Consider the following 23,392-nt stretch of genomic DNA (forward strand, 5'->3'; position numbering starts at 1 on the left):
ACCTCGATTCCATGTCCCCGTCAACGGCTGCGATATATGCGTGGGAGTACGAACCAGAAACCGACCGCGAAGAGGCCGACGACCACCGCCGCCGGTGCCGCCGCGCCGATCCCCAGCACGATCTCGAAGGTCAATGCCGCCGAGCCGACCAAGGTCATACCCAGCATGAAGAGGCCGGCGATCGCCAGATTGTTGCCGATCCGCACCACGACGTCGATGGCACGCCTACGAAACAGCAGGCGATGCATACTCACCGGAGCCACGAGAAGCACGGTCGCGAGTATCGATGCCGAGACGGTCACCAGGTACACCACGTGACCTGTCGTGGACAGGCCGTCGAACCGAGTCTGGAACGGCAATGTCAGCAGAAAGCCGGTCAGGAGTTGCACGCCGGTCTGCACGACGCGGAGCTCCTGCAGTAGAGCCGCCCAGTTGCGATCCAGTTGCTGGGTCGGGGTTTCGTTGCGTACCCGGCTGTTCCACTCGGCTTGATCGTCCTCTTCGTCGGTCGTCATTGTGCAAGGCTAAACGGATCGAAAGATGTTTGGCCGTAGTGCCGTCGGGCATCCGACAACAAGCTCGGTCGTGGCCGCCCGGGCGCGACGATCGAGTCAGGCCTCGTCAGTTGAACAGTCAGAGGGCGGGGCCGCTCAGGGCCACCGTTGCGTCGGCCCGAACCGAGTATGATCGACGACACTCTGGTCGAGCCCGCGCCAGTCTCCATTCGTGTCGACAACCGAAATCGATGTCGGCACAGAATGATCGGCCGTTTTCCGGACCTTCAGTCGGTTTTGGCTGCCGGGAAGCGCGTCCGAAAGAGATCGAAGGATGACGAACAATGTCCACGACTTCCGACAAATCAGCGGTGACCTACACGCCGTCCATTCCTACAGGCAGCGAATGCGACGACCGTGCAATGATCGATTACGCCCTTCGATGGGTCAATTCCGGTGGCGGTCCGGAAACCGATATCGAGTCACGTTTCGACATGCCCGGTCGAGTCTTCTACCGCAGCGTGCTTGCCATACTCGAGCGCTGCTCGGACACCGAACTCGGCGCTCTGGGCGTGAGCCCGGTGCTCGCCACTCGTATCGCTGCAGTTGCGCGTCGTCGCGTGTGGATCTCGAGCTGACCGCTGCCATGATCACCGTCACGAATGTTCGGGGCATGAGCATCGCCGAACTCGATGCCGCCCTTGTCGATACAGAACAACAGTTGAGGTGTGCCCGCGGCGGAAGTCCAGCGGATGCCGCGAGGCTGGAAGAGATGCGACGACGGCTCCTCAACGAGTTCCGTCGTCGCGGACTCTAGCTCCGGCAACCGGTCCGAGGCGCACCTCAGACCGCGTACCGGCGAGCTGCGGGTATCGGCGGCTCGGGATGCAGGAGCGAGTACGCGGCGCGCGCCGTCGCCTCGTACACGCGCACCGTGTCTTCGGCGACACGATCCCATGCGAAGCGTGACTGCGCCCGATCCGAACCCGACACGCCCAGGGCGAATCGTCGAGACTCGTTGTGCACGAGCAGTTCCAGCTCTCGGGCCAGATGCCTCCGGTCGGGCGGATCGATAGCCCTGCCGGTGATTCCGTCGACCACGAGATCGCCCGTGTAGCCGATCCCGTATGCGACGACGGGCAGGCCACATGCCATGGCCTCGAGAGTGACGACGCCCGCGGATTCGCTCGGCGACAAACAGACGAACAGGTCGGCCGACCTCAACAATGTCGACATGTGGCGGTGGCGAACAGGGCCCGTGAAGATCGTGCGTCCGGCCATCCCGTGAGCGGCCGCCACCTCGCGGAGACGCGCTACGCCGCTCGTCCCCGGCCGTTCGCCGCCGACGAATACCAGTTCAGTGTCGTCGAGTTTGCCGAGTAACGCAGCGACAGTGGAGAAATCGCGATCGGAACCGACCATGGCAACGCGGCACGACGCGGTGCCGCGTGGGGCTTTCGGCCCGGACGGGTCGAAGTCGTCCAGATCCACACCGGTCGGCACGATGGACACCTTGGCTCTGGCCACGCCCATTCGGGTCAACGTTTCGGCCTCGTCCGGACACGATGCGATGAGGCGGTCCGCAGAACGCGCGATCTTTCTCTCCATCGATGCCCTAGGGACGGTCGAACCATGGCCGTCGGCAGACGATCCTGGGTGTTCGGTATCGGCCAGGCCGTGAAACGACACCACCGTCGGTACCTCCGCAGCACCGGCCGCGAGCGCGGTTGCCAGCCCGGACACCCACGAATGAGCATGTGCGACATCGGGCTTGTGCTGGGACAGACAATCACGCAATGACGAAGCGAAGGCGCTCGTGTGGGGGAGTGTCTGCTCCTCTCCCATGGGGCGTGCAGGACCTGCAGCCAGATTCACCACTCGGTAGCCACCGGGCGCGAGGACTTCGTCGTCCGCTTTCGGAGTCTGTTTCCTCGTGTAGACATCGACCCGCGTCCCTGCGCGTGTCAGGGACGTCGCCAGTCGGTCGAGTTGAGCGCACGATTGCTCGGACTCGATGTCGGCTGGTTCCAGTATCGGGCTCAGGTGTTCGGAAACGAGTGCAACGTGCATGGTTCTTCGCCCCTGTCGGGTTCGCACGGCCCGATCCGGGCGCATACCCCGGTTGCGACGAAGCGGGGTATGCCGACCCGATCCTGGAGTCGGCGTGCAGGTCGAGCAGTCGGTACGCTCTCGGTCTTCCACCGCGGGCTTCGGCTTCGGGTGGCGGGCCGTCGGCTCACCGGCCGGACCAGCTTCCGTGCATCGACGACCCCACCCTATTGCCTCGGGCGTCTTTGCGAAACCTCTGGCGAAATATTTACCTGTGCGAAAACTAGTGACGACAAATCCGACTTCACAACCTCGGTCGTCCGTCGCTCACCGACTCCAGTATCACCGCTCGGTGCTGTATCGGGGAGTGTGCCGGGTTTGCCTCCGCTGATCCGACCACCGGGAAGTTGCACCGTCAACGACCAAAAAATCCAGTGCCATAACATGTTTCGACCGGAGCTGATTGGTATAAGCTGTGTTCACGCGGTTGAAGAGTAGCCCCGTGGTCAGAAACATCGACTGCGAGAAGTGCCGACCGCGTTCTCTGGAACTCGTGGGTGCCTCCGGTCGAAGGGCAATGGAGGTGCGCAATGGTATTTCTGCGTTCTGTTCACAGCGACCCGGAGTCGATCAGACTGTCGTTCTGTGGTCCCACCAATTTCGAGGACAGTGCATTCGCCATGTCCGTGGACGAGCCGGTGGGGGGACCCGTCGTCATTCGAATCATCGGGAAGATCGACAGATCAGCGGTACCGGTTCTGGGCGAATGCGTTTCGGAAGCAATCGTGTGCGGCCGTTCGCTGGTCGTCGATCTGCTGGATGTCGAATCCGTACACCCCTCGGTGGTATCGATCCTGTCGGCTGCAGCGTCGCGATTGTCCGAGCATCGTTGTCGCGTCATGGTCTGCTGCACAAACGAGTTGCAGCATCAACTTCGGCAGGGCGGATTTCCGCACAGCATCGATTGCTACGGAACGGTGGCAGAAGCGATTCGAGCAGGACTGAGGCCGCACAGGGCTGCCTCCTCGAGATCGGCTTAGGAACGGCCATGACAGACTACGAATCGCTGGCACGCCGAGTCGATGCTTTCCGCGGAAAGCCGGCCCGGCCCTCGCAAATTCCGCAGGACTCGATTCCTCTGCTGAGCAAACAGATTGCGTCGGCAAGAGATTCGACGAGCTCGGACGACGTTCGTAGTCGTGCCGAAGCGGTGCTCGAGCAGCTGGCAGTTCTGTATGCGGAAATGTCGTCACCACCGTGACGTTTTGTGGCGACCGAGACGAAAGACGACGATGACAAATTTCGCACTACCCACAGTGGGAGTGGAAGAGGAGTACTTCATCATCGACGCCGGCACGATGCAACCCACGGCCACTCGAGGTGCCGTCATCGCACATGCGCGGAGCATGGGGATCGACGCCGTCTCCGAGCTCACCCAAGTGCAGGTGGAGACCAATTCGCCTCCGCTACAGCATCTTCGCGATCTTCGCGAGTACGTGATATCCACTCGTACCGTGCTGTCGGCAATAGCCGTCTCGCACGGAGTCCGCCTCTTGGCTACCGGCGTGTCGCCGGTGCCACGCGCAGACTCAGGGGCACTTCCTGTTTCGGACGGCGATCGCTACCGCCGACTCGCCCGAACCTACGGCGCGCTGGCCGACAGCGTCGCCACGTGTGGCGGCCACATCCACGTGGAAGTGCCGAACAAGGCGACTGCCGTCCAGGTGTGCAACTTCGTGCGGCCTTGGCTACCCGCCCTCCTGGCGATGACGTCCAACAGTCCGATACACGACGGGGTCGATACCGGACACGCAACGTGGCGATCCACGGTGTGGGGGCGGTGGCCCAGTGCCGGTCCACCGCCGTACCTGCACTCGGCCGATCACTACGACGACCTGGTTGCCTCCATGATCCACACCGGGGTGATCCTCGACGAAGCGTCCCTGTACTGGGATGTTCGCCCAAGCATTCACCAGCCGACGATCGAGGTGCGGGTCGGCGATGTCCCTGCCGTTGCCGACGAAGTGGCACTGTCCGCAGCCTTGGTCCGTGGACTGGTCGTCACTGCGATGCGGTCGATCGAGAACGGTGAATACGCTCCGTTCGTCGAGGATCGGCACATGACGGCGGCATATCACCGAGCTCGGGTGTACGGATTGACCGGGGATGGAGTGGATCCATTCACCGGAAAGCTGGTACCCGCTCTGAGTCTGCTGCGCTCTCTCGTGCGATGCATCAAGCCTGCGCTCACCGCCTCCGGTGACACCCGGTACGTCGAGACCTGCCTCGAACGTCTGCAGCACCTGGGCAATGGAGCTCAACGTCAGCGAGAGGTGTTCGCCCGTACCGGGGATGCCGCTGAGGTGGCGACCGTTGCTGCTCGGTGCACCACCTCCGACTGGAGTGCGTCGGTGGCGCACGCGGCGACGTGAGAGCGGCCGGTCGGCCCCAGCGGCGTCTGTCCGGACCGGGTGCAATCACCGAAGTCGGTAGAACGGGGTCGAGATGAACATTCAGCGGAAAGCGGCTTTCCGATCGGTCCACTCGGCCACGAGGTCGGCAGTGGACGGAGCCGACGGCGTAGCGCGTCGGTGGCCGATGGTCCTGGCGCTCTCACTGCTACTACTGGTGTGCTTCGCCGTACTCGGAGCCGCTGTGGCTACGCCGGTGTTCGGTCTCGTGTTCGGAATGATGACCCTCGGACTTCTCGGCTTGGGATGGGTGATGATGCGATGAGCGTCTTCCGTTGGCGCGCGGTACGGCGATTCACGAACAAGCGCAACCTGCCGCGTCCCCATCTGACGGATCTCGACCAAGCCGAGCAATTGTTCTGCGTCGCAGATGCGTTCGGAGTGAGCTGGCCCCGCGATCGGCGTCGTATCGAACTGAGACTGATGTGGCTCGGGATGGAGCCGTGTCGCGCGTGGCAGCTGTCGGACGTCCTACACCTGCTGCACGGACGACCCAGCAACACTGTGCGTCGCCGCGAAGTCAGACGTCTCGTCGGCGGGCACGGAGGAACCGCGCCCATGCACGGTGCGACGAGGCGACGAAGTGCTGACGGTGGCCGATGACATCGGTGATCGACAACCGTGCGTGAGAGCCTCCGAGTGCTAATACTCGGTTGGTCCAGCTTCGTCCACGGCGAGTGTACTGCCGGCGATGTCCTGGCCACTGACGCGGTATCGAAGCACCTGGGCAGCAAAGGGATTCAGCACGACATTGCGTGGAGTCCGGTCATGGCAGCAGTCCACCCACCCCGATCGGACGAGCACGGCCGACGCCGCGACGTGCGGTACGACGACGCCGATCCCGCGCTCTACACGCATGTGATCTTCGTCTGCGGTCCGATTCACGGCGCGCCCGTGGCTCAGATGCATCTTAGGTTCGGTCGCTGTCGGCGCATAGCGATCGGGGTGACGGTCATCGACGAGTCCGCCCCGGAGGTCGTGGATTTCGATGCTGTCATCGCCCGCGACGCGCCGTCCGGAAGTCCGTCGACCGACTTGTCCGCGACCGTGGCCGTCCCCCGTATGCCCCTGGTCGGAGTCCTTCTGGCCACCGGCCAGAAGGAATACGGCGACAAGCGAGCGCACGAAACCGTTCTGGAGACGCTGGACGAGTGGTTGACGAGCCGGACCGACTGTGTGTTCGTGGAGATCGACACTCGCCTCGACCCGCGGACTTGGCGGTCGGCATCGGTTCCAGCGCAGACGGAATCGTTGATTGCGCGATGCGACGCCGTCGTGACGATGCGCATGCACGGGTTGGTGCTGGCGCTCAAGAACGCGGTTCCCGTTGTTGCCGTCGATCCGGTCGAGGGAGGCGGAAAGGTCAGTGATCAGGCCTCCGCGTGGTCGTGGCCGGCGCTGATCGCGGGTGAGTCGGCGACGGCCGATGCCCTCGACCGCAATCTGCGGTGGGCACTGTCCGATCGTGGGCAGTGGTTCGCCCGTGAGGCGTCGCTGGGGGCGGAACACGCTCCGGAACAACTGGTTCGCCTGGACGAGCTACTGGATTCGACACTCTGATTCATCGATCCGCATTCGATTGTTTGAGTCGATTTCGTTCGGGGATAGCGACAAGACAGGCGTAGTCACGAACGAAAGGACACGGCATGACCATCAATCCCATCGAACTGCAGAGGCACCTCGCCGGTGCCGACTACCCGGCGTCGAAGGACCAATTGTGCGAGTTGGCCGAGAAGAACGGCGCGGACGAGGACACAATGTCGGCGCTTCGAAACATGAAGGGCGACAGCTTCGACGGTCCCGACGCAGTCAGCGCTGCTGTCAGTGATCAGAGCTAGAACGACTTCAGAGACCGAACCGAAGACGACGGGAGGACCGAGATGACAACGAGCGCACGAGAGACACGGTCACCGATCCGGTGGGCAGCCCTGTCGATGGGGGCTGTCTTCCTGGTTGTGGGCGTGCTGGGCTTCATTCCAGGCGTCACAACCGATTACGACATGCTCACCTTCGCCGGGCACCATTCTGGAGCCGAGCTGCTCGGGATCTTCGAGGTGTCGGTACTACACAACATCGTGCACCTTCTGTTCGGTGTCGCCGGTGTCGCCTTGGCAAGAACCGCTGCCACTGCGAGGGCGTACTTGATCGGCGGCGGGGTCGTGTACTTCGTGCTTTTCCTGTACGGACTGTTCATCGACCGCGACAGCAGCGCCAATTTCGTCCCGGTCAACCAGGCCGACAACTGGCTCCATCTCGGCTTGGCGGTCGTGATGGTCGCGCTGGGCGTGCTGACATCGCGCATGAAGACGCGCGCAGTCCCGTGAGTACCGCAGCAAAAATCGAGAGGAGGAGCTGTGAAAGCTGTTGTGTGGCATGAGGTAGGCGATATCCGATTGGATGAGGTCGCCGATCCACGGATCGAGCAACCCACCGATGCGATCATCCGGGTCACCACGTCCGCCATCTGCGGAACCGATCTGCACCTCGTACGCGGGACGATGCCGGGAATGGTCCCGGGAACCGTCGTCGGGCACGAGGCAGTGGGAGTCGTGGAGGAGGTGGGGTCTGCGGTTCGTGGGTTCGCGCCGGGAGACCGAGTGGTCGTCGGCTCGACGGTGGCCTGCGGCACCTGTTCGTATTGTCGTGCAGGGTATTTCGCACAATGTGACACCGCCAACCCCAACGGTGCGCAGGCGGGCACGTGCTTCTTCGGAGGACCGGAGTCGACAGGGCCGGTCGACGGCCTGCAGGCGGAGCGCGCCAGAATCCCCTACGCGGCTACCACTCTCGTCAAGGTGCCGGATGCCGTGAGCGACGAACAGGCGATCATGGTCTCCGACGTCCTCCCTACCGGGTACTTCGGTGCGGTGCTGGCCAGAGTACGTCCCGGCAACACCGTGCTGGTCCTCGGTGCCGGTGCCGTCGGGCAATGCGCCGTCGCATCGGCGAAGCTGCAGGGCGCGTCACGAGTGATCGTGGTCGACGGAATCGAATCCAGACTCGAGATGGCACGCCGCCAGAACGCCGAGCCGGTGAACTTCAACGTGGAGGATCCTGTTGCCACGGTGTTGGAGCTGACCGGCGGTATCGGGGTCGATCGAGTGATCGACGCAGTCGGTGTGGACGCACAGAAGCCTTCGTCCGGGCCGGCGTTGGACTCTCTTCCCGTCGACGAAGCGACGTTCGAAGCCGAGCAGAAAAAGGCCGGCCCAGGCGGTAACACCGAGTCCGGTCAGTGGCTCGTCGGTGACGCCCCGACGCTGGCGGCCCGTTGGGCGGTGCGTGCCAGTGCCAAGGCAGGCACCATTGGGATGATCGGCGTCTACCCGCCGACGTTCGATTCGTTTCCCGTCGGCGAGATGATGAATCGAAACATCACGGTGCAGTCGGGTAATTGCAATCATCGCCGTTACATTCCGGGTCTCCTCGCACGAGTGGCCCGGGGTGATATCGACCCGACCGCATTCGTGACGCAGCACGTCGAACCCACCTCCATGATCGATGCCTACGAGACTTTCGACCGGCGCGAGGACGGTTGGCTCAAGACGACGGTCCCGATGTGATGGTCGGAACCACCGAGCCCAGGAGCGAACCTTCATGACGACTTTCGAGTACGACACACCCGTCAGTGCCGGTCCGGACGCCGACCCGCGGCGTTCTCACGTTGCTCGCCTGACCGGGCTACGGGCGGTCAAAACAACTGTTGCCATAGGTTTTCCACCGGTTGCCTCCGGAGTCATCGCACGTCGACGCAAGGCGATGTCGCTGCTGGAGAAAATGAACGCCGATTCGATGGCAACGAACACTGTCGACGAGCTGCGCGCCGAGTTCGGCAGTGGACCGGTGGAACTGGTGCTGCCGGGCCGAAAGGTGGTGATCGTTCTCGACGAGGACGATGCAGCCAGGATTCTCGACGAGACCCCGTCGTCGTTCACACCGGCCAACCGTGAGAAGCGCGGTGCGCTGAGGCCGTTCCAGCCTCGAGGGGTGTTGATCTCCGATCGTCCGGGACGCGATTACCGGCGCCCGGTAAACGAGGCAGCGCTCGAAACTCCGGATGCTCTGCACTCGCTGTCGGGCGCGTTCGCTGCGGTCATCGACGACGAACTCGGCAGGCTGACCAGTGACGCTCGCCGCAGTGGAGAATTGAACGCGAGCTCGTTCACCCGGGCCTGGTGGCGGGCGGTTCGGCGCATCACGCTCGGTGACGCGGCACGCGACGACTCGGTTGTCACGGACCAATTGTGGTCACTGCGGGCGAATGGCAACTGGTCGTATTTCTTTCCCGCCCGCACTCGGTTGCGAGAGAAATTCTTCGACCGCCTCTATCGGTATGCCGAAGACGTGCAACCGAACACGCTGATGGCGGCGCTGGACGCCAGAACAACCGGTGCCGCCACCGATCCTGTGGGCCAGATACCGCACTGGCTGTTCGCATTCGATGCGTCAGGGATTGCGACCTTGCGCGCGTTTGCTTTGTTGACAAGTCACGACGAACAGATGAGTCGAGCGCGCGATGAGGTGCGCCGGGTCGACCCGCGCTCCCCGCATCCCCTGCCGTTTCTGCGCAGCTGCATTCTCGAGTCGCTGCGCCTGTGGCCGACGACCCCAGCTATCCTGCGGGATTCGACCGTGGACACCGAATGGGGTGCCCAGCGTGAGCGCATCGATGCGGGTAGCGCCTTCTTGATCTATACCCCCGCGTTTCATCGCGATGGTCGGTCTCTCGCTTACGCGGATGCATTCGACCCCGACGTGTGGTTGGACGGTCGTGCGGAAAGTCAGCGCGGCTTCCTCCCGTTCAGTTCGGGCCCTGCGGGTTGCCCGGGCCGCAACGTTGCCCTGTTCACGTCGAGTACCGCCCTCTCGCGTCTGGTCGCGCAGTTCTCGGACTGCCGACAGACCTCACACCCACGGCTCGGTTCAGACCGGCCACTGCCGCCGACATTCGACCATTTCGGTCTGACGTTCGAGGCAGCCCCGTAGTACGACGATTTCGATCGGGAGAACCAATGGCCATTGCCACGATCAATCCTGCGAACAACACGACCATCGAGGAATTCGACGAATTCACCGACGAACACGTCGACGACTGCATTGCATCCGCCGACTTGGCGTACAAGCACTGGCGCAATGTCGATGTCGGAGAGCGAGCGACATTCTTGGCTCGGGCGAGTGAGCTGATGATGGAACGCAGTGACCGATTCGCGTCGCTGCTCACGATGGAGATGGGCAAACTGATCGGCGAAGCGAAAGGCGAAGTTGCCCTGGCCGCGTCGATTCTGCAGTATTACGCAGACAACGGACCGGACATGATTGCCGATGAGACGCTGCAGGTCGACGACGGTTCGGCCATCGTCCGCACGCTACCGATCGGACCACTACTCGGAGTGATGCCGTGGAACTTTCCGCTGTATCAGGTGGTGCGATTCGTCGGCCCGAATCTGTTGCTGGGCAATACCGTTCTGATCAAACACGCCAGCATCTGCCCGCAGTCGGCAGCGGCCCTCGAGGAACTGTTCCGCGACGCCGGTGCGCCGGCCGGCGTCTATACCAATCTGTTTCTGTCCGGATCGAAAATATCGCGCATCATCGACCATCCCAAGATTCGGGGGGTGTCACTGACCGGAAGCGAGGGTGCGGGTGCCAGCGTCGGCGAGCGAGCCGGCAAGAATGTGAAGAAGTCGGTCCTCGAACTCGGTGGCAGCGATCCCTTCATCGTGCTCGACGACGGCGACGACTTCGATCGACTGATCGTCGCGGCGGTCACCGGGCGTATGGCGAACACCGGTCAGAGTTGCGTCGCATCGAAGCGCTTCTTCGTCGTGGATGATCTTTACGAGAGCTTCGTGTCGGCTTTGTCGCGGGCGTTCGGTGAGTTGGTGCCGGGAGATCCGGCAGACGAGAACACGACATTGGGCCCGCTGTCTTCCGAGCAGGCTGCAGAGGATCTGGACGAGTTGGTGGGTGATGCAGTGGACAAGGGCGCGACCGCCGTCGTCGGAGGGCATCGCCTCGATCGCGACGGTTCCTACTACGAGGCAACCGTACTGACCGGAGTGTCGGACGAGATGCGCGCGTTCAGTGAAGAGCTGTTCGGTCCCGTTGCGGCGGTGTACTCGGTGAAAGACGCCGATGAAGCTGTGCAGCTGGCCAATTCATCGCCCTACGGCCTCGGCTCGACGGTGTATTCGAAAGATGTCGATGCGGCTCGGGCGGTCGCGGACCGTCTCGACGTCGGCATGGTGTGGATCAACCATCCGACCGCCACCGCACCCGAATTGCCGTTCGGCGGTGTGAAGAACTCCGGTTACGGACGCGAGTTGTCACACTACGGAATCGGTGAGTTCGCCAACCACAAGCTCGTCCGTGTCGTGCCGATGGAATCGGAGATCACCGGCGCAGGGGGCTGACAGCGAACACACACGCGAAGGTGGGGGACGCCGATTGCCGTCCCCCACATTTCACGTGCGCGCAAGCGTCTCAGCCGTCGGACCGACCGAGCCTGGCCGCCAACAATTGCTTGCCCTGCTCGCCGCCCTTCCGGCTCTCGGACTGCGCGCGCCGGAAGAAATCGGCGAGCTCGTCGTCACCGTCACGTTCGGCGTCGCCGATGTACTCGTCCAGCTGAACCGCGTTGCGTAGCGAGGCTTCGAGGAACCACACCAGGTTGTAATCCTTGTCTCGGGTGCCGGTGATGCTGCTCGCTTCTCGATCGCTCATGGTTGTCCTTTCTCGTCGTGACTTGTGTTGCAAGGAAGAGCTACCCGGCAATCATGGCGACAAACGAACTGCACCGACGCGGAAGAATCCCACCGCCGTTCGTTTATCTCGTGTCGATCAGGGCACTCGATTTCAATGAACGACTCCACTGCCACCGGACGTACCGGCTCTTCGAGACTCGATGTCGCGGTATGGCATGTGCACGGGTCGTGGTCCACATCGTTCGTGGCCGGCCCGCACTGCTACGCAGTTCCGGTGTTGCCGCAGGGCGGCGAGTGGGGTCGTGGTTTGTGTGGCCGTCGGTGGGGGCCCGCTGCCGTGGAGGTGTCACCACGCGAGCTCGCGGAACGGAACATCGATGTGGTCGTACTCCAGCGGCCCCATGAGGTGAATCTGTTCCGGCAGTGGACGGGCCGCCGACCCGGCATCGATGTGCCCGCCGTCTACGTCGAGCACAACACGCCCAAGCCCAACGCCGTCGACTCTCGACATCCCATGGCCGAACGGCGCGACATCCCGGTCGTGCACGTCACCGACTTCAACCGGTTGATGTGGGACAACGGTGCGGCCCTCACCCATGTTGTCCGGCATGGCATTGCGGACCCGGGGCCGCGATACACCGGGCACCTCGAACGTGCCGCCACCATGATCAACGAACCGGTCCGCCGCGGTCGTACCACCGGTACCGACCTGCTCCGGCCGCTGTCACGGTCCGTACCGATGGACGTGTATGGGCTCGGAACTGCGGGACTGGAGCTGATTCTCGGCGTCGACGGCATACGTGGTCACGGCGATGTACAAGGTGATGCACTGCTGGATGCTGTTGCCGAGCGCCGGGTGTACGTCCATACGCCCCGGTGGACATCGTTGGGTCTGTCTCTGCTCGAAGCGATGCACATGGGCATGCCGGTGGTTGCGCTCGCGAGTACGGAAGCTCCGGTCACCGTTCCGCCCGATGCCGGTGTGCTGTCCAACGACCTCGACGTACTCGCCTCGGCGATTCGATGTTTCACCGCCGACCCCGAGGCCGCGGCGCTCGTCGGAAAGAGAGCGCGCGCAGTGGCACTCGAGCGACACGGCCTCGATCGGTTCGTCGCCGACTGGAACCGAATCCTCGGCGAGGTGGCGCGGTGACAGACGCATCGCCCGACGCTGTGACGGTCACGTGGAAAGGACGTTGTCGATGAAGGTAGCTCTGGTCTCCGAGCATGCGAATCCGCTCGCCGCACTGGGCGGCGTCGATGCAGGCGGGCAGAACGTGCACGTGGCGGAGTTGGCCAAGGCGCTCGCCGCACTCGGCCACGACGTCACCGTGTACACGCGCCGCGACAGCGCCACCGCGCCCGAGACGGTCACCACCGACGCGGGTTTCACCGTCGTGCACGTCCCGGCGGGCCCGCCCTGCTCGATTCCCAAGGACGACATGTTGCCGCACATGGTGCAATTCGGTGACTTCCTCGCAGATCGGTGGTCGGTGTCGAGGCCGGACGTCGCTCACGCTCACTTCTGGATGTCGGGCATCGCCACTCGACGGGCGGCGGAACGGCTCGACATCCCGCATGCCATCACCTTTCATGCACTGGGAGAGGTGAAGCGGCGGTATCAGGGTGCCGCGGACACCAGTCCACGGGACCGTATTCCGATCGAACGCGAACTGGCCTGCGGTGCTGGGCGCGTCATAGCCACCTGCTCGGACGAAGCGTTCGAGCTGACGCGAATGGGTACCGACCGCGCACGCATCGCGGTGGTTCCGTGCGGCGTCGATCTCGACATGTTCGGCCCGACCGGGCCCACACTCCGTCGACCCACCGAGCAACAGTATCGCGTCGTGACGGTGGGACGGATGGTGCGCCGCAAAGGTTTCGCGACCGCCATCGGGGCACTTGCTCACATACCCGATGCCGAACTGGTAGTGGTCGGTGGCCCGGAGGCCGGCCAGTTCGAGAAGGATCCGGAAGTGGTCCGGCTGACGCGAACAGCGGTGCGCCTCGGCGTTCGAGATCGGGTCCGATTCGTGGGTCAGGTATCCCGCGAGAACATGCCCTCGTTGCTCAGATCGGCCGATACCGTGGTGTGTGCCCCATGGTACGAACCCTTCGGCATCGTTCCGCTCGAGGCCATGGCGTGCGGGGTACCGGTCGTTGCCTCCGCCGTGGGCGGATTGCTCGATACCGTGGTGGATGGGCGTACCGGAACGTTGGTTCCACCTCGTGACGCACTGAGCGTCGCGAACGCAGTGAATCGACTGTTGGCCGATCACTCACTGAGACAAAGCTGTTCGGCCGAAGCACAGCAGCGGGCACACAGGTACTCCTGGTCTCGGATCGCCGACGACACCGTGCGGGTCTACTCGCGCATCCTTCGCACCGTGTCCGAGACCACTGCCGTCGGTGAGTCGCGCTGACACCGTGCCGAACTGCGCTGCGCCCAGACCGGGATCAGTCGACGTACCGGCGGCCGACGGAATTAGCCTGCGGTTGCTCGAGGAGCACCAGCCCGGCCTCGACTTCGTTCGGTACCACGCGTCGGTTGCGTAGCACCCACGGTGCCGAGGCGAACGCTTCCAGCACTGCAGCAACCGTTTTCAGGTCCTTCGGGGCGGAACGGAGCACCACATGTGATCGACGGAGTGCGCTGCGGACAGGGCGCCTGAGCCAGAGCGTCCACAACGTGTTGCGGATTCCGAGTTGTCGGCGGCGAACACGCTGACGGCTGACCGAGGGCTCGTGATGGATGACCATGGATTCCTCCCACACCATCCACCATCCCGCGGCAGCAAGATCGAGCGCCAGTAGTTCCTCCTCGCCCCCCAGCCACATCTTCTCGCAGAATCCGCCGACGTCGCGGAAGGCCTGTACGCGGAACATCGACAGGCCGGCCATCACGCCGAGCACCGCCGGCCCGGGTAACCAGTCGGGCCCAGGAATCGGTGACTCGCGGAATTCGGGCGTGATGGGATCTTCGACGAGCGACGGAGCGACCAGACACTTGCCCGTCACCGATCCGAGCGACGGGTGCCGCGAGAGGATGTCGGCACCGACAGTCAGAGACCCGGGCTGCCAGCGTGTGTCGTCGTCGCAGAAAGCGACGAATTCGGTGTCGACCAAATCCACAGCTCGGTTGCGTCCCGTGGCCCCCAGATTGTCCTCGAAGGCGAGCAGCCTGACCGACGGGAAGGTCGAGCGCACCATCTCTGCCGTACCGTCCTCGGACCCGTTGTCCGCCAGAATGATCGGCGCGGCATCGGGCAGTGTGGTCATGTGGTGCAACGTACGCCGTAGTTCTTCGCAGCGATTGTGGGTGATCACCACGACGGTGACGTGGTTCTTCTGTGTCATGAGTACCTCTCCAGCAGTCGAAGTCTGCGTTCGACATCGCGCGGAACCCGCTGCCGCCGACGAATCGCGGACGGAAGCCGTTGCAGCGTCGGCACCAGCGCGCGCCGTGCGGCAGTGTCGGTGCAGGCATCGAGAGCGAGCCGTGCGCTGTCGGCCACGGCACGGGGAAGCGGCCTCCGCATCCACGCGGTCAGCACCTCGTTACGACGGGAAGCGCTGTGGCGATCATGCGTCGAGGACCGCGATGTCGAGGGGTGGTGATGGTTGACGATGCTGTCGACGTAGCACAGCTCCCACCCCGCTGCCGACAGGTCCACGGCCAGAGACTCCTCCTCACCAGCGAATCCGATCACGTCGGAAAAGCCTCCCGCCTGCGCAAAGGCCCGAGCACGCACCACGGCCCCGCAGGCGATGAATCCCAGGATCGACGGACCGGGCGAATCCGGTGACCGGCCGAGTGGGCTGTTCGCCATCAGGGCATTGACCGGGTCCTCGCGGTTGTCGGCACCGACGAGGGTGCGGGCGGCGATCAAACCCAATCCGGGGTACTGCTCGAACAGGTGCTCGGCCCGGGGCAGCGCCCCCTGCTCCCACCACGAATCGTCGTCACTGAACGCGACATACGGTGTCTGCGCTGCGCGCACTCCGACGTTCCGCGATGCTCCGCCGCCATTGTGATCGAGGCGAATGTAGGACACCTGCTCGTTCGTGGTCGCTGCCGCGCCGACGACCTGGGCCGTTCGATCGGACGACGCATTGTCGACCACCACCACCGGCGGTCGTGGCCGTAGTTCGGTCAAGTGCGACAGCGTCGTACCGAGTTCGTCCGCGCGGTTCCGGGTGACGACGACAACGGTCGTGGGAGAGCTCACCACGATGTGCTACCCCCGAAAAACGCGGTCAATCACATATTTGCAAAGTTGGATTCACCGCGTTTACATCGCTTTCGCCAGGGCATCACCCGCCACGTGAGGTCACAACAATCCACGAAACAATTCACCAGGGCATTGGTGGCGGGCGGATCGGGCTTCGTCGGCTCGCATCTGTGCGAGGCGCTGATCGACGCGGGCACGGCCGTGGTGTGTGTGGACAATTTCGAGACCGGGCGAGAAGAGAACGTCGAATCCTGCCTGGGCAACGCATTGTTCGAGTTGGTCGAGCACGACATCACGTCCGCGCTCCCTGATGTGGGTCCCGTCGACGTCGTGTTTCATCTGGCGTCCGCGGCCTCGCCCGTCGATTACTTCCGTCTGCCGATCGAGACGTTGCACGCAGGTTCGATCGGCACCGAGAACCTGTTGAACCTGGCGTCGGCCCACGGCGCGCGCTTCGTGCTGGCCTCGACGAGCGAGGTCTACGGAGACCCACAGGTCCACCCACAGGTCGAGAACTACTACGGGAACGTCAATCCCATCGGACCACGCAGTGTGTACGACGAAGCCAAACGGTACGCCGAGGCACTCACATCCGCGTATCGCAGAACCTACGGAGTGAACACGGCCATCGCACGAATCTTCAACACCTACGGCCCGCGGATGCGTAGTGACGACGGCAGAATGATTCCGACGTTCATCGGACAGGCCCTGGCCGAAAGACCCTTGACCGTCACCGGATCGGGCACTCAGACAAGGTCGATCTGCTACGTCTCCGACACTGTCGCCGGGCTTGTTGCGCTCGCCGCGTCGTCGCACGGTGGCCCGGTGAATTTGGGAAACCCGATCGAGGCGACGGTGGAGGAATGGGCCCGTCGCGTCGCGGGTGTCGTCGGCTCCTCGGCCGGAGTGAACTACGTCGACGCCACCCCGGACGATCCACGGCGCCGGTGTCCGGACATCACTCGGGCGCGCGTCGAGCTCGGGTGGCAACCGGTGGTCGAGGTCGACACCGGACTGAAACGCACTGTCGAATGGTTCGTGGACCGCGCCTCACCAGCGGTGACACGGCAACAACACTGAATCACCCATAGGTGTTTTTCTCGAAAATTGCCGGGTAGTCGACTCGAGTAGGCCGGCAACCCGGCCCAGATCGTTGGGAGTGATCCATGCGAGTTCTCGGCATCAACGCCGTGTTTCACGACTCCGCTGCAGCGCTCGTCGTGGACGGTCGAACCGTGGCAGCTGCAGAGGAAGAGCGGTTCAGCAGACGCAAGCACGGCAAGCGGCCGGTGCCGTTCTCGACATGGGAACTGCCCGAGCAGGCCATCGCGTGGTGTCTGGACGCAGGCGGGCTCGACATGGCCGATGTGGATGCGGTGGCGTACTCGTACGATCCCGCATACGTCGATCCGGCCCTCGCGGGTCTCGACGAGAACTGGGAACACCTACGCACCAGCTATGCTTCCCGCGTTCCCTTGTTCCTGCGCAGCGCTTTCCCGAACTTCGATCCGGCGAAGTTTCGCTTCGTGCGTCATCACGTCGCGCATGCCGCATCCGCCGGTCTGGCGAGTCCGCACGGTGACGGCGCAGTACTGGTACTGGACGGGCGCGGTGAACGAGGATCGATGCTCGCCGGCGAGTACCGCCAGGGCAAGCTCGATGTGTTTGCCACACAGCAACTTCCGCATTCACTCGGGCTGCTCTACGAGGATCTGACCGAACATCTCGGCTTTGCACGGTCGAGCGACGAGTACAAGGTCATGGCCATGGCGTCGTACGGCACGCCGCGCTTCGCCGAGGAACTACGGCAGCGGGTGTATGCAACCGGTGACGGCGGCTTCCGCACCGAACCCTTCGACTGGAGTGCCCTCGCGCCCAGGCGTGCCCGCGGTGACGGCTTCGAGAAGGAGCACGCAGATCTGGCGTCGAGCGTGCAGACGGTGCTGGAGGAAACACTGTTGAGTCTGTGCGCGTGGCTGGCCGAGCGCAGTAGTACCCGGCACTTGACGATGGCAGGTGGTACAGCGCTCAATTGCGTTGCCAACACCCGTATTCAGGCCGAGGGCCCCTTCGAGAGCGTGTGGGTGCAGCCGGCGTCGGGAGATTCGGGAACCGCCCTCGGTGCCGCGTTGACTCTGGCGGCCGAGGCGGGGGATCGTATCGAACCCATGATCGGTGCCGCACTCGGTCGTTCGTGGACCGACGGCGAGGTCGAGTCCATGCTGCGCACCGCACGCGTGCGATACGAGCGGCCCGGCGACATCGGAACAGCCGTGGGGCAGGTACTCGCCGGTAACGGCGTCGTCGGGTGGTTCCAGGGCAGGTCCGAATTCGGCCCTCGTGCTCTGGGCAACCGGTCGTTGCTCGCCCACCCGGGGCACGCGTCGAACATCGAGCGACTCAACGACATCAAGGGGCGCGAGCAGTTCCGGCCCGTGGCACCGATGGTGCTCGAAGAACGAGCCGCCGACATCTTCTCTCGGGGTCCGATCCCGAGCCCGTACATGCTGTTCGTCCACGACGTCGCACCGCGATGGCGCGACCGACTGCCTGCCGTGACGCACGTCGACGGAACGGCACGCATTCAGACCATCCATCCGGAACGCGACGCGGCCATTGCTTCGGTACTGACCGAATTCGACCGTCTCACCGGCACTCCCGTCATCGTCAACACCAGCCTCAACACCGCGGGCCGTCCGATGGTCGACAGCCCACACGACGCCCTCGAGCTCTTCGGTTCTGCTCCCGTCGATGCACTCGCCCTGGGACCGTTCCTGGTACGTCGACCATGACGTCCGCGGCGAAACACAGAGCCGTCGACGTCGCGACCGTCGATTATTCGGTCGTGGTGCCCACCGTCGGTCGCGAGAACCTGGGCCCGTTGTTGCGTTCGATTGCCGATTCCGTCGGACCTGCGCCCGCCGTCATCGTGGTCGTCGACGATCGTAAGTCGACGTCGGTGCCGTTGGCGGTTCCGGAGACCGGCAGCAACGTCGTTGTCGTGCGCAGCGGCGGCCGGGGTCCTGCCGCTGCCCGTAACGCGGGATGGCGAGCATGCCGTACCGAGTGGATTGCGTTCGTGGACGACGACGTTCGGGTACCCGGAGACTGGGCCGCGCAACTCGTGGCAGACCTGGACGGGCTCGCCCCCGACGTCGCAGCGTCGCAGAGTCGCATCCATGTGCCGATCGATTCGTCTCGTCGTCCGACCGACGACGAGCGGCGTACTGCCTCGCTGGCCCACGCGCGCTGGATCACGGCGGACATGGCGTATCGACGTGATGTGCTCGCGCGCGTCGGCGGGTTCGACGAACGTTTTCCGCGCGCCTATCGCGAGGATTCCGATGTGGCGGCCCGGGTGATCGATGCCGGCTATCGCATCGAACGCGGCTCCCGCGTCACCGACCATCCGCCTGCCACCGGTTCGTTCTTCGCGAGTGTGAGAGCCCAACGCGGCAACCGTGACAACGCGTTGATGCGGCACAAGTTCGGCCCGCAGTGGCGCGACAAGGTGGGCGAGGGCCCGGGCCGAACGAGGCAGCACGCGGCGACCACCTTGGCGGCGGTGGCGGCGGCCGGACTCTGGTCGGCAGGGCGCCGTCGAGCCGGTTTCGCAGCAGCGGCGGTGTGGTCGATGTCGACGCTGGAATTCGCCCTTCGCCGCACCATTCCCGGTCCGCGCACGGGTCGTGAAATTGCGAGCATGGCGGTGACGAGCGTCCTCGTTCCGCCTGTGGCAGTGACACATCGGGTGCTCGGCGAGTGGCAGGTTCGGGCTCGAACGCGGGTACCGCGAGTCGACGCGATCCTGTTCGACCGCGACAACACTCTCATCGTGGATGTGCCGTACCTGGCCGATCCGGACCGCGTCGAGCCGGTGGACGACGCGCGTCGAGTTCTCGATTCACTACGCGCCGAGGGCATTCGGGTCGGAATCGTCAGCAATCAGTCGGGTGTGGCCAAGAAGCTGATCAGTCCGCGGGAGCTCGAGCAGATCGATGCGCGCATCGTCGAACTCCTCGGACCGTTCGATACACGGCAGTATTGCGTACACGACGCCGAGGCCGCGTGTCGATGCCGTAAGCCGATGCCCGGGATGATCGTCGACGCGGCCGCAGAACTCGGCGTCGAACCGTCGGCCTGCGTCGTCATCGGCGATATCGGAGCCGACGTACGCGCAGCGTCGGCCGCAGGAGCGCGGGCCGTGCTCGTACCGACCGCCCGTACTCGTCCGGAGGAAGTCCTCGAGGCACACAGCTGCGCTGCGGTTGCCCATACCTTGCGTGAGGCCGTCGATCTCGCACTGGGGCGGGTGCGATGAACACCCGGTGTGCCCCGGCCGCTGCGGCTGGGCCGGTGCGGGGAGCGAAGGTGCTCGTGGCGCGGTTGGACAGTATGGGCGACGTGCTTCTGACGGGCCCGGCGATCCGAGCGATCGCCCGCGACGCCTCCCGGGTCACTGCACTGGTGGGCCCGCGCGGTGTGGCCGCGGCCCAGCTGCTGCCCGGGGTGGACGACATTCGGATACTCGATGCTCCGTGGGTGTCACTGTCGCCGGGAGCCGTGGACCGCCAGGCCATCGAGCGATTCGTTGCAGACACTGCAGCCGAGAACTACGACGCCGCTTTCGTTTTCACGTCGTTCCATCAATCTCCACTGCCGCTCGCGCTGCTGCTCAGGATGGCGGGCATCGGGTGGATCGGTGCGATCAGCGTCGACTATCCGGGATCCCTGCTCGACCTGCGGCACAGTGTGTCCGACGACATTCCCGAATCGGAGCGGGCGCTGTCGCTCGTCGAAGCAGCAGGTTGCGAGCGGGACGGCGAGGGGTCGAGTTTGCGAGTGCGTTCCCGGGCAACCGAGCCGGCCGGGCAACCGTCGCCGTACGTGGTGTATCACCCGGGTGCGGCGGTGCCCGCTCGGCGGCCTACTGCAGAGCACAGTCGCGCGATCGTCGATGCGCTCTGCAACAACGGGTTTCGTGTCGTCGTCACCGGCGGTCCGGACGAGCTCGAACTGGCGCGGTGTGCGGCCGGCGGCCGAGCTGAGAACCTCGCGGGGCAATTGACGCTCGACGAGCTTGCGACTGTGTATGCCGGTGCCGACGCCGTCGTCGTACCCAACACCGGCCCGGCGCATCTGGCGGCTGCCGTCGGCGTACCGACGGTCTCGCTGTTCGCGCCGGTGGTACCGGCGGTGCGGTGGGCTCCGCACCGCACGCCCATGATTCTGCTCGGCGATCAGGACGCTGCATGCAAGAACACGCGCGCGCGAACATGTCCGGTCTCGGGGCATCCCTGCCTCGGGAGCGTCACCCCGGCGGACGTGGTCGACGCGGTTCGAGCTCTGCTGCGCAACAACTTCGGCGCAGATGAGATGCCGACAACGCCGGCGGTCACCGCCGACAGTGGGAGGTAGACACATGATCGAGCAACACATCGCCGGCGCAGATGCGGCCGAGCACAGCAGGCAGCTCGTCGAAGGTCACTTCGATGCTCTGTGCACCGCAGCCCGCGCGGCCGGGCAACACAGCGATCGACTGGATCGGTGGGGTCGCCACCTCGCCGAGATGTTCGCGGCGGGCGGGCGGCTGTTGGCGTGCGGCAATGGTGGCAGCGCTGCAGAAGCCCAGCACCTCACCGGCGAATTGGTCGGTCGCTTTCGCCACGATCGGCACCCGTTGTCCGCCATTGCTCTGCACGCCGACACATCGGCGGGCACAGCGATCGTCAACGATTACGGTGAGGAAGAACTGTTCGCTCGCCAGGTTCGTGCCCACGGGCGCCCCGGAGACGTTCTGGTGCTGTTGTCCACCAGTGGCACCAGCCGCAATGTGCTGGCCGCAGCCAAGGCCGCTCAGGAGATCGGCGTGACCGGTTGGAGCATGACCGGCCCCGCGCCCAATCCTCTGGCCGAGATGTCGGACTCGGCTATCGCAGTGGAAGCGGCGACTACGGCCACCGTGCAGGAAATACACCTCGCGCTGGTGCACGGACTCTGCATCTCCCTCGACCGCGCACTGGGGGTGCGCGTATGAAGCCGCCTCTCGTGGTCATCGGTGACGCGCTGCTCGATGTGGACATCGACGGCACCGCAACGCGTCTGAGCCCGGAAGCACCGGTGCCCGTGGTCGATATCGACCGGCACTGGCAGCGTCCCGGCGGCGCAGGACTGGCGGCCGTGTTGGCAGCACGCACCGGGCATCACGTCGTGTTCATCACCGCCCTCGGCCACGACGAACACGGCATTCGGCTGGCGTCGCTTCTCGGCTCGCAGACGGAAGTGGTCGCTCTTCCGTACGAGGGAGACACGGTCTGCAAGACGCGGGTACACGCCAACGGACATCCCATGCTGCGACTGGATTCGGGTGCGGGGCACCCGATCGACGCTCCTCTCCCTTCCGCGGCAGCCGAGTTCATCGCATCGGCAGGAGCGATTCTGGTCTCCGATTACGGCAGGGGCGTTGCGCGATCGCCTGCACTGCGCGAGGCAGTCGCCGCGAGAGCCCGTGAGATCCCGGTCGTCTGGGATCCGCACCCGCGGGGGCCTGCGCCGGTGGCCGGTGCCGCACTGGTCACTCCCAACGCGGCCGAGGCCGACCGGGAACTCGGGCGGACGTGCCATGACACCGAGCGCGGAGCGCGACTGTGCAGGCACTGGAACGCGCGAGCCGCGGCCGTGACGGTGGGGCCGCGCGGTGCCGTTCTGACCACTGCGTCGGACAACAGAACCGTCGACGTCGTTCCGTCCGTTCGGGGGGTGTCGGGTGCCACCGATCCCGACACCTGCGGCGCGGGTGACCGATTCGCCGCTGCGGCGACGGCTGCGCTGCTCGACGGTATGCCCGTGCACGACGCCGTACAGAACGCAGTCGACTCGGCCTCGGCATTCGTGGTCGACGGCGGTGCCGTCAGGGTGTCGACCTGCGCAGGTTCGCTGGGCCACACCGGCGGCTCGACGGATGACACTCGCGACGCCGTCGCACTGGCCGAGCACGTGCGCAGGACGGGCGGCCGAGTGGTGGCGACCGGCGGGTGCTTCGATCTGCTGCACCGTGGGCACGTCGGCCTGCTGCGCCAGGCGCGGCTCATGGGGGACGTCCTGATCGTCTGCCTCAATTCCGATGCCTCGGTGCGGCGCGCGAAAGGCCCGAGCAGGCCGGCGGTGAGTCAGGCCGACCGCGCACGGGTGCTGTGCGAACTCGGCTCCGTCGACGCGGTTCTCGTATTCGACGAGGACACACCCGAAGAGGCGTTGGCCTTCCTGCGGCCCGACGTCTGGGTCAAGGGCGGAGACTACGCGCCCGAGGATCTGCCCGAGGCGAAGGTGGTGGCGCACTTCGGCGGCGACACCGTCATAGTCCCCACCGTGCAGGGATATTCGACCAGCAGCATCGTCAACAGCATTCATACAACGACGTTTTCCGCGGTGTGACAGTACAT

Annotated in this window: 24 protein-coding genes; 19 read left to right on the forward strand and 5 right to left on the reverse strand. The window is 64.6% G+C overall.

Features of this window, described 5'->3' with window-relative positions:
* Window positions 1–20 precede the first annotated feature (20 nt).
* Window positions 21–515: a DUF6328 family protein gene (locus ACIGGF_RS10675; RefSeq protein ID WP_397521292.1), complete on the reverse strand. Its 495-nt coding sequence runs from the start codon at window positions 513–515 to the stop codon at window positions 21–23.
* A gap of 323 nt (window positions 516–838) precedes the next feature.
* Here ACIGGF_RS10675 and ACIGGF_RS10680 point away from each other — a divergent pair, with 323 nt between their 5' ends.
* Window positions 839–1,132, forward strand: a complete 294-nt coding sequence (locus ACIGGF_RS10680; protein ID WP_397521293.1) for a hypothetical protein — start codon at window positions 839–841, stop codon at window positions 1,130–1,132.
* A gap of 205 nt (window positions 1,133–1,337) precedes the next feature.
* Here the strand turns inward: ACIGGF_RS10680 and ACIGGF_RS10685 are convergent, their stop codons facing one another.
* Window positions 1,338–2,564: a glycosyltransferase gene (locus ACIGGF_RS10685; RefSeq protein WP_397521294.1), complete on the reverse strand. Its 1,227-nt coding sequence runs from the start codon at window positions 2,562–2,564 to the stop codon at window positions 1,338–1,340.
* A 659-nt stretch (window positions 2,565–3,223) separates the two neighbouring features.
* Between ACIGGF_RS10685 and ACIGGF_RS10690 the strand changes: the two genes are divergently transcribed.
* From ACIGGF_RS10690 to ACIGGF_RS10735, 10 genes are all read left to right on the forward strand, one after another.
* Window positions 3,224–3,583, forward strand: a complete 360-nt coding sequence (locus ACIGGF_RS10690) for an STAS domain-containing protein (protein WP_397521421.1) — start codon at window positions 3,224–3,226, stop codon at window positions 3,581–3,583.
* Between the two features lie 8 nt (window positions 3,584–3,591).
* Window positions 3,592–3,804: a hypothetical protein gene (locus ACIGGF_RS10695; protein ID WP_397521295.1), complete on the forward strand. Its 213-nt coding sequence runs from the start codon at window positions 3,592–3,594 to the stop codon at window positions 3,802–3,804.
* Between the two features lie 31 nt (window positions 3,805–3,835).
* Window positions 3,836–4,975: a glutamate--cysteine ligase gene (locus ACIGGF_RS10700; protein WP_397521296.1), complete on the forward strand. Its 1,140-nt coding sequence runs from the start codon at window positions 3,836–3,838 to the stop codon at window positions 4,973–4,975.
* 73 nt (window positions 4,976–5,048) lie between these two features.
* The gene (locus tag ACIGGF_RS10705; RefSeq protein ID WP_397521297.1) at window positions 5,049–5,279 is read left to right on the forward strand and encodes a hypothetical protein; all 231 of its coding nucleotides are present in this window, start codon (window positions 5,049–5,051) and stop codon (window positions 5,277–5,279) included.
* Between the two features lie 503 nt (window positions 5,280–5,782).
* Window positions 5,783–6,574 carry a polysaccharide pyruvyl transferase family protein gene (locus ACIGGF_RS10710; RefSeq protein WP_397521298.1) on the forward strand — a complete coding sequence of 264 codons (792 nt, stop codon included), beginning with the start codon at window positions 5,783–5,785 and terminating at the stop codon, window positions 6,572–6,574.
* Between the two features lie 86 nt (window positions 6,575–6,660).
* Window positions 6,661–6,852 carry a DUF2795 domain-containing protein gene (locus ACIGGF_RS10715; protein WP_397521299.1) on the forward strand — a complete coding sequence of 64 codons (192 nt, stop codon included), beginning with the start codon at window positions 6,661–6,663 and terminating at the stop codon, window positions 6,850–6,852.
* Between the two features lie 42 nt (window positions 6,853–6,894).
* The gene (locus ACIGGF_RS10720) at window positions 6,895–7,338 is read left to right on the forward strand and encodes a DUF4383 domain-containing protein (RefSeq protein WP_397521300.1); all 444 of its coding nucleotides are present in this window, start codon (window positions 6,895–6,897) and stop codon (window positions 7,336–7,338) included.
* Between the two features lie 30 nt (window positions 7,339–7,368).
* Entirely contained in the window at window positions 7,369–8,577 is a 1,209-nt protein-coding gene (locus ACIGGF_RS10725; RefSeq protein WP_397521301.1) for an alcohol dehydrogenase catalytic domain-containing protein, read from the forward strand.
* 34 nt (window positions 8,578–8,611) lie between these two features.
* Entirely contained in the window at window positions 8,612–10,000 is a 1,389-nt protein-coding gene (locus ACIGGF_RS10730) for a cytochrome P450 (protein ID WP_397521302.1), read from the forward strand.
* A 26-nt stretch (window positions 10,001–10,026) separates the two neighbouring features.
* A complete protein-coding gene (locus ACIGGF_RS10735) occupies window positions 10,027–11,427 on the forward strand; it encodes an NAD-dependent succinate-semialdehyde dehydrogenase (RefSeq protein ID WP_397521303.1) in 1,401 nt (466 codons plus the stop codon).
* Window positions 11,428–11,497: 70 nt separating this feature from the next.
* On the opposite strand, the gene ACIGGF_RS10740 is transcribed toward ACIGGF_RS10735, so the two are convergent.
* A complete protein-coding gene (locus ACIGGF_RS10740; RefSeq protein WP_397521304.1) occupies window positions 11,498–11,737 on the reverse strand; it encodes a hypothetical protein in 240 nt (79 codons plus the stop codon).
* Between the two features lie 135 nt (window positions 11,738–11,872).
* On the opposite strand from ACIGGF_RS10740, the gene ACIGGF_RS10745 reads away from it, so the two are divergent.
* Window positions 11,873–12,871: a glycosyltransferase gene (locus tag ACIGGF_RS10745; RefSeq protein WP_397521305.1), complete on the forward strand. Its 999-nt coding sequence runs from the start codon at window positions 11,873–11,875 to the stop codon at window positions 12,869–12,871.
* Between the two features lie 49 nt (window positions 12,872–12,920).
* The gene (locus tag ACIGGF_RS10750; protein WP_397521306.1) at window positions 12,921–14,141 is read left to right on the forward strand and encodes a glycosyltransferase; all 1,221 of its coding nucleotides are present in this window, start codon (window positions 12,921–12,923) and stop codon (window positions 14,139–14,141) included.
* 34 nt (window positions 14,142–14,175) lie between these two features.
* Here ACIGGF_RS10750 and ACIGGF_RS10755 read toward each other — a convergent pair whose 3' ends face one another.
* Both ACIGGF_RS10755 and ACIGGF_RS10760 read right to left on the reverse strand, forming a co-directional pair.
* Window positions 14,176–15,075 carry a glycosyltransferase family 2 protein gene (locus ACIGGF_RS10755; RefSeq protein WP_397521307.1) on the reverse strand — a complete coding sequence of 300 codons (900 nt, stop codon included), beginning with the start codon at window positions 15,073–15,075 and terminating at the stop codon, window positions 14,176–14,178.
* The gene (locus ACIGGF_RS10760) at window positions 15,072–15,947 is read right to left on the reverse strand and encodes a glycosyltransferase family 2 protein (RefSeq protein ID WP_397521308.1); all 876 of its coding nucleotides are present in this window, start codon (window positions 15,945–15,947) and stop codon (window positions 15,072–15,074) included. The genes ACIGGF_RS10755 and ACIGGF_RS10760 overlap by 4 nt, the downstream gene beginning before the upstream one ends.
* A 96-nt stretch (window positions 15,948–16,043) precedes the next feature.
* On the opposite strand from ACIGGF_RS10760, the gene ACIGGF_RS10765 reads away from it, so the two are divergent.
* The 6 genes from ACIGGF_RS10765 (at window position 16,044) to ACIGGF_RS10790 (ending at window position 23,384) form a co-directional block, all read left to right on the forward strand.
* Window positions 16,044–17,030: an NAD-dependent epimerase/dehydratase family protein gene (locus tag ACIGGF_RS10765; RefSeq protein ID WP_397521309.1), complete on the forward strand. Its 987-nt coding sequence runs from the start codon at window positions 16,044–16,046 to the stop codon at window positions 17,028–17,030.
* Window positions 17,031–17,116: 86 nt separating this feature from the next.
* The gene (locus ACIGGF_RS10770; RefSeq protein WP_397521310.1) at window positions 17,117–18,742 is read left to right on the forward strand and encodes a carbamoyltransferase; all 1,626 of its coding nucleotides are present in this window, start codon (window positions 17,117–17,119) and stop codon (window positions 18,740–18,742) included.
* A complete protein-coding gene (locus tag ACIGGF_RS10775; protein WP_397521311.1) occupies window positions 18,739–20,271 on the forward strand; it encodes an HAD-IIIA family hydrolase in 1,533 nt (510 codons plus the stop codon). Before ACIGGF_RS10770 ends, ACIGGF_RS10775 begins: the two co-directional genes overlap by 4 nt.
* Window positions 20,268–21,368 carry a glycosyltransferase family 9 protein gene (locus ACIGGF_RS10780; RefSeq protein WP_397521312.1) on the forward strand — a complete coding sequence of 367 codons (1,101 nt, stop codon included), beginning with the start codon at window positions 20,268–20,270 and terminating at the stop codon, window positions 21,366–21,368. The genes ACIGGF_RS10775 and ACIGGF_RS10780 overlap by 4 nt, the downstream gene beginning before the upstream one ends.
* Before the next feature lie 4 nt (window positions 21,369–21,372).
* Entirely contained in the window at window positions 21,373–21,987 is a 615-nt protein-coding gene (locus ACIGGF_RS10785; protein WP_397521313.1) for an SIS domain-containing protein, read from the forward strand.
* Entirely contained in the window at window positions 21,984–23,384 is a 1,401-nt protein-coding gene (locus ACIGGF_RS10790) for a PfkB family carbohydrate kinase (protein WP_397521314.1), read from the forward strand. The genes ACIGGF_RS10785 and ACIGGF_RS10790 overlap by 4 nt, the downstream gene beginning before the upstream one ends.
* Window positions 23,385–23,392 lie beyond the last annotated feature (8 nt).

It is taken from the genome of Rhodococcus sp. NPDC078407 (genome assembly GCF_044542515.1).
In the GTDB taxonomy this organism is placed as follows: Bacteria; Actinomycetota; Actinomycetes; order Mycobacteriales; family Mycobacteriaceae; genus Rhodococcoides.